The following is a 7,636-nucleotide window of genomic DNA, read 5'->3' on the forward strand; positions in this document are numbered from 1 at the left end:
CATTATTGGTCAGAACCGGAGCACAACCACCCGTTACAGAAGCTGTTGCCAGCCATGCCTGGAAGGCAGCATCCAGTTCGGCCTGTGTTGCAAAGTCACAGGTATTAACTGTAGTAGCAACCGGTGTGGTTATCACTACAGGTGCTGGTGCTGTCACCGTGAACGTCCTGGTCAAGGTCGGAGACTGGCAAAGATCTGTCGCTGTCCAGGTCACCGTCACTGAACCACCGGTACACTGAACTGAAGCCGCTCCCGCATCATTGCTCAGCTGTGGATCGCAACCGCCACTTACACTTGAACGACCGGCCCATGCCACTATCGCCGCATTAAGGGCTGCCTGGTCTGCATAATCACAGGCATTCACCGTCGTATCCGCCGGAGCCGTTATCACTACAGGCGTTGGTGCTGTCACCGTGAACGTTGCTTGTGCTGTTACATCCGGCTCGCAAGGACTCGTTGCTGTCCATATCACAGTTGCTGTTCCGCCACATGCTAATGGAGCACCTGTACTATTATTAGTAACATTTAAAGTACATCCGCCGCTGCTTGTTACGCCGGCTAACCAGGTTGCATAGGCTGCATCGATTTGTGCTTGTGTCTGACAGCTGGGTGCTATAAAGTCTGCCGGAGCCGTTAATACCACTGGTGGTGCAGTTATATCAAATGTCTGACTACATGTACTTGTACATCCATTCGCATCTGTAATAGTAACGGTCAGCGTATAACTTCCACAAATGTTGTCTGCGAGCACCGAAACGGTTTGACCATTTGTTGCACCAGAGATAGTTCCATTTCCACTGATTGACCAATTATAAGTGGACATTCCGGGTGGTGCACTATAAGTATTTGTGGAGCCTGGACAAACATCGTCAGGACCCGTAATAGAACATAAAGGCAGCTCATTAACCGTAATAACAATTGAAACAGGATCCCCCGCACAACCATCTGCATTCGTTTCAATTACCGTCATGGTATACACACCAACAGCTGTCCAGGTAACTGTAATTAAATTGGGCCACGTTGGATTGGGAGTCAGCGTAAAACCCGTATTGGGAGTGATGCTCCATGCATAAGTGGACCCCACATTATAGGGCACACCATACTCTTTCGTTGTATTAACACATACCGAATGATCACCAGGAATAGGCGGAGGTGCTTGTGCCATCGCATTGGTGGCGCATACTGTAAGCAACAGCATAAGCCCCCATTTTATAAGCAGTTTAGCTGGTTTCATGTTCGGTAGTTTTTTGTTATCAGTTAGTTTGGGTGGAGTGGTGGTTTCTGCATGCATCTTGTTCGATACAAGCTTATCCGGCTCATGAAAAAATACACCGGACAAGAAATCTCTTATTCGCTTAAATGAGAGTACCAGCAACCGGAGCCATTGCAATAGGCTCAACCAAAAATGCCCGGCTTGTTTACCGGTATTTTTGGTTTTGTATTGGTTGCTGAATTTTTTCATGATCTCTTTTATATAATTAGTTGTGGGTGATTATTGGTGTTGGTTTTGGACTAATAGTTACCGTTGTTGTACAGGTAGAGACATTACCGCAATCATCGGTTACTGTCCATGTTATTGTTGAAACCCCGACATTAAATTCTCCACTTGCATCAGTTCCTGTACCGCTTCTTTCAGTGGCTCCTGTGATGTCGTAACTAATGGTTAAAGCTGCGCTGCAGTTGTCAGATGCAGTTAGTGGCGGGATCGTATAGTTATTGGGATTGATTACACAGAAAGCCTGTGCTGGTGCGCAGGTGATCACTGGTGGTATGTTATCCAGCACATTAATGGTTTGTGAAACCGATGTTGTGTTATTGCAGTCATCGGTGAATGTCCATGTTCTTGTAATAGTATAACCGCAACCATTAGCAACCTGTACGTCCACTCCGGTCGAAGTGATGTTACCACTGCAATTATCGGTTGCGGTTAATATACCGGGCGCCGGTACATCAGCGAGACACTGGAAGCTCTGTGTTGCAGGAGCTGCCGGTGCCACAGGTGCTGTATTATCGAGCACATTAATGGTTTGTGAAACCGAAGATGTGTTGCCGCAGGCATCGGTGAATGTCCATGTTCTTGTAATGGTATAACCGCAACCGTTAACTACCTGTACATCCACACCGGTAACGGTAATGTTACCACTGCAATTATCGGTTGCTATCAGGGTACCAGGAGCCGGTACCTCAGTCAAACACTGGAAGCTCTGAGCTGCCGGAGCTGCCGGTGCAACAGGTGCTGTATTATCGAGAACATTGATGGTTTGTGAGACCGACGTTGTGTTGCCGCAAGCATCGGTGAAAGTCCATGTTCTTGTAATCGTATATCCGCAACCGTTAGCAACTTGTACGTCCACTCCGGTGGCGGTAATGTTACCACTGCAATTATCGGTTGCGGTTAATATACCGGGCGCCGGTACATCAGCGAGACACTGGAAGCTCTGTGTTGCTGGAGCAGCCGGTGCAATAGGCGCTATATTGTCGAGAACATTGATGGTTTGAGAAACGGATGTTGTGTTGTTGCAGAAGTCGGTGAACGTCCATGTTCTTGTAATTGTATAACCGCAACCGTTAGCCACCTGCACATCCACGCCGGTAACGGTAATGTTACCACGGCAATCATCGGTTGCTGTTAATGTACCAGGAGCCGGCACTTCAGTAAGACACTGGAAGCTCTGCGTTGCAGGAGCTGCCGGTGCAACCGGTGGCGTATTATCAACAACATTAACGATAAGTGTACATGGGGCACTTGAACATCCATTCAATGTAGTTACAAGGGTTAGGGTATAAGTGCCACAAGTATTATTTGCAATTACCGTAACTGTCTGGCCCGTCGCAGAACCAGAAATAGTTCCGCCGCCGCTTATTGTCCAATTATATGTATAACCGGCAATGGCAGGTCCGCTATAAGTATTCGAAGAACCGGGACAAACAGAAGTAGGTCCGGTAATATCGCAAGTAGGTAATGGCTTTACTTCAACTTCTTCACAAACAGGTTCACTTGCACACCCGGCTCCCGTTGTAGCCACAACACAATATTGATGAATGCCAACCGGGGGCGTTACAACAACTGTCTGGGTATTCCCCGCAGCCGGACTCATATAATCAAGCGGCGACCATTGATAAGTTACAGGCTCAAAGGTTCCCTGCAATCCAACATTATCTATGGCCCATATACTTCCCGCTGTTCCAAAATAATTAAACCGAACCCTGACATCAGGCTGGCCAATATAGGCAGCCAGGTTATAATTGCGTTGAACAAATCCGTCATCTCCGTTTCCAACTTTGGCAGGCCCGGTAAATGTTTCGAGTGTTGTATAGGTGTTTCCTCCATCAATTGAGATTTCAACTTTACCAATTGTCCCGGCATTAAAATCAAGAGCCGTCATGTATCCAAAAACCGGATTAATAACCCCTACCAAACTAAATGGAGGGGTAATCAATGCGGCTGTCTGATCGGGTTCGTCAGTAGTGCCGGCAACAATCATGAATTTCGTGTTCGACGGAGGGGCGTTCGAATTATAGATTTTACCACTTCTTATTTTACCATCACCGGTTTCGCCCCAATCCGTGTCTTCATCTTCATTGTTATTATTGGCATCATTACCACTCCAGCCGGCTGGATTTGCATTTCCAAAATCTTCCAGTGGAAAAGGAGGTGCACCATAGCCACTTGCGGTTAGTGTCGCAGATTCGCCCAAACAAATGACAGGTGGATTAACGGTTACAATGGGAGTGAATGGCTCATTCACGGGCACAATACCGATATCTGAATACCCATCACAACCATTATTCAAAGTGAGTAAAACCCGGTAAATAGTTGTTTGCGTAAGGTTGGAATATGCCTGTGTAGTTGAAGTATTATTAATGTTTGTCCAGGTAGCTCCGCCGTCAACTGATGACTCCCAGCGAACAATGGTGGCGGGGCTATAATTGGATAATTCAATTGTCCCACCATTATTACCAGAACAAACAGGCGGACTTGAAGTAATGTCGCCATCAGGCGTGGGAGTAATGTTGACAGTGACAGTCGCAGAGCTTGTACAACCATTGGCACCAGTACCTGTGACGGTATAAGTTGTAGTTGTTTCAGGAGTAGCTATAACCGTGGATCCTGTAGTAATAGATAATCCTTCGTCCGGACCCCATGTATATGTATTGGCGCCGCTTGCAGTTAATGTTACACTGCCTCCATTGCAAAAGGCTGCAGGCGCAGCGGGTGTAACTGTTATTACTGGTGATGGATTTACAGTAACTGTTGTAGCTGCTGAGGTTTGAGAACAGCTATTGACATTAGTTACAGTTACCGTATAATTTCCACTTGCTGTTGCAGAATAAGTTTGATTTGTCGCTCCGGCGATCGGTGTGCCATTTAAATTCCACTGGTTGCCGGTAGCCGAAGAAGAAGTAAGAGTTACACTTCCACCCTGGCAAAAAGTTGTTGGACCTCCTGCAGAGATAGTTGGAATGGCTGGTAAAGCATTTACAGTTACCGTTACACAATTACTTGTTGCTGTACACGGAACACTGTTAAGTGTTGAGGTTGCAATGCGGCGATAATATGTTGTTGCAGCAAGTCCTGTGGGTGGATCATAAGTGACACTGGTAGCACCGCTGATATTAGTGAAAGTGCCGGCACAACCACCAGTACCACTTTGCCATTGATAAGTAATAGTGCCGGAGCCACTTGCATCTGCACTGGTGAAAGCATCAGGATTACCACCACTGCAGATTGTTTGATCTGTTGATATACTTCCTGCTGTTACAGTATTTATTGTTACCGTTACGCAATTACTTGTTACGATACAGGGAACACCGTTAAGCGTGAAAGTTGCAATACGACGATAATAAGTTGTTACAGCAAGTCCTGCAGGTGGATCATAAGTGGCAGCAGTAGCTCCGCTGATATCATTGAAACCGGTAGTACAATCTGTGGTACTGCTTTGCCATTGATAAGCAAGCGTACCTGAGCCGGTAGCAGCAACACTGGTAAACGCAGCAGGATTACCAGCACTGCAAATGGTTTGATTGTTATTTATACTTCCCGGTGTTGTATTATTTACCGTTACGGTTAAACAATTGCTCGTTGCAGTACAGGGAACACCGTTGAGTGTCGAGGTAGCGATACGACGATAGTAAGTTGTTACAGCAAGTACCGGTGGATCATAAGTAGCACTGGTAGCGCCACTGATGTTAGTAAAAGTGCCGGCACAACCACCCGTACCACTTTGCCATTGATAAGTAATGGTGCCGCCACCCGTTGCATCTACGCTTGTAAAAGCATCAGCGTCACCGCCACCGCAAATGGTTTGTGTTCCGGTGATACTTCCCGCTGTTACAGTGTTTACCGTTACCGTTACACAATTGCTTGTTGCAGTACAGGGAACACCGCTGAGTGTGAAAGTGGCGACACGGCGATAATAAGTTGTTACAGCAAGTCCTGTGGGTGGATCATAAGTGGCCGTAGTAGCTCCGCTGATATTACTGAAACCTGTAGTACAATCTGTGGTGCTGCTTTGCCATTGATAAGCAAGCGTACCTGAACCGGTAGCAGCGACACTGGTAAATGCAGCCGGGTTACCACCACTGCAGATTGTTTGATCTGTTGAGATAGTTCCGGCGGTTACTGTATTTACCGTTACGGTTAAACAATTGCTTGTTGCGGTACAGGGAACACCGTTGAGTGTTGAGGTAGCGATACGGCGATAATAGGTTGTCACAGCAAGCCCGGAGGGAATATCATATGTCGCACTGGTTGCTCCGGCGATATCAGTAAAGACGCCGGCACAACCGGCAGTACCACTTTGCCATTGATAAGTAATAGTGCCCGGGCCGGTAGCTGCAACACTGGTAAATGCAGCAGGGTCACCAGCACTGCAGATCGGTTGGTTTCCGGTAATACTTCCCGATGTTACAGTATTCACTGTTACGGTTACACAATTACTTGTTGCTGTACACGGAACACCATTAAGTGTTGAAGTTGCAATGCGGCGATAATATGTTGTTGCAGCAAGTCCTGTGGGTGGATCATAAGTGGCACTGGTAGCACCGCTGATATTAGTGAAAGTGCCGGCACAACCACCAGTACCACTTTGCCATTGATAAGTAATAGTGCCGGAGCCACTTGCATCTGCACTGGTGAAAGCATCAGGATTACCACCACTGCAGATTGTTTGATCTGTTGATATACTTCCTGCTGTTACAGTATTTATTGTTACCGTTACGCAATTACTTGTTACGATACAGGGAACACCGTTAAGTGTGAAAGTTGCAATACGACGATAATAAGTTGTTACAGCAAGTCCTGCAGGTGGATCATAAGTGGCAGCAGTAGCTCCGCTGATATCATTGAAACCGGTAGTACAATCTGTGGTACTGCTTTGCCATTGATAAGCAAGCGTACCTGAGCCGGTAGCAGCAACACTGGTAAACGCAGCAGGATTACCAGCACTGCAAATGGTTTGATTGTTATTTATACTTCCCGGTGTTGTATTATTTACCGTTACGGTTAAACAATTGCTCGTTGCAGTACAGGGAACACCGTTGAGTGTCGAGGTAGCGATACGACGATAGTAAGTTGTTACAGCAAGTACCGGTGGATCATAAGTAGCACTGGTAGCGCCACTGATGTTAGTAAAAGTGCCGGCACAACCACCCGTACCACTTTGCCATTGATAAGTAATGGTGCCGCCACCCGTTGCATCTACGCTTGTAAAAGCATCAGCGTCACCGCCACCGCAAATGGTTTGTGTTCCGGTGATACTTCCCGCTGTTACAGTGTTTACCGTTACCGTTACACAATTGCTTGTTGCAGTACAGGGAACACCGCTGAGTGTGAAAGTGGCGACACGGCGATAATAAGTTGTTACAGCAAGTCCTGTGGGTGGATCATAAGTGGCCGTAGTAGCTCCGCTGATATTACTGAAACCTGTAGTACAATCTGTGGTGCTGCTTTGCCATTGATAAGCAAGCGTACCTGAACCGGTAGCAGCGACACTGGTAAATGCAGCCGGGTTACCACCACTGCAGATTGTTTGATCTGTTGAGATAGTTCCGGCGGTTACTGTATTTACCGTCACCGTACTTGCGGCTGATGTTGCGGAGCAGCCATTGCCATCGGTCACTGTTACCGAATACGAACCAGAGGCATTGACTATAATAGATTGAGTTGTTGCTCCATTACTCCATAGCCATGATGAACCGGCAGAAGCAGTTAATGTTACTGAACCGCCTGCACAAAATGTTGTTGGGCCACCAGCTGTGATGGTTGCTGCTGGTAAAGGATTTACGGTTACCGCAAAAGCAGCCGATGTAAATGAACAAGTATTACTGTTGGTTACGGTGACGGTATAGTTACCTGCAGCAGTTGCAGTATAGGTTGCACTGGTAGCTCCGCTAATGGGAGTGCCATTAAGATTCCATTGATAAGATGATATTGATCCGCTGCCTGCTGTTGCATTAGAGGAAAGAACAGTGCTGGCACCTGCGCAAATGGCTGCAGTGCCGGTGATATTTGCTGTGGGCAATGCATTTACGGTTACCGCAAAAGCAGCCGATGTAAATGAACAAGTATTACTGTTGGTTACGGTGACGGTATAGTTACCTGCAGCAGTTGCAGTATAGGTTGCACTGGTAGCTC

Annotated in this window: 2 protein-coding genes; both read right to left on the reverse strand. The window is 46.9% G+C overall.

All coding sequences use genetic code 11. The annotated features are described in order from the left end of the window. On the reverse strand, nucleotides 1-1,462 hold a 1,462-nt coding region (locus P2W73_RS26165; RefSeq protein WP_276505061.1), incomplete at its 3' end, for a hypothetical protein. Between the two features lie 16 nt (nucleotides 1,463-1,478). Continuing rightward, nucleotides 1,479-7,636 (reverse strand): beta strand repeat-containing protein (locus P2W73_RS26170; RefSeq protein WP_276505062.1); only part of this gene is annotated, 6,158 nt, incomplete at its 5' end.

Origin of the sequence: Terrimonas pollutisoli, from assembly GCF_029360765.1 — a bacterium.
GTDB classification, from domain to species: Bacteria; Bacteroidota; Bacteroidia; order Chitinophagales; family Chitinophagaceae; genus Terrimonas_B; species Terrimonas_B pollutisoli.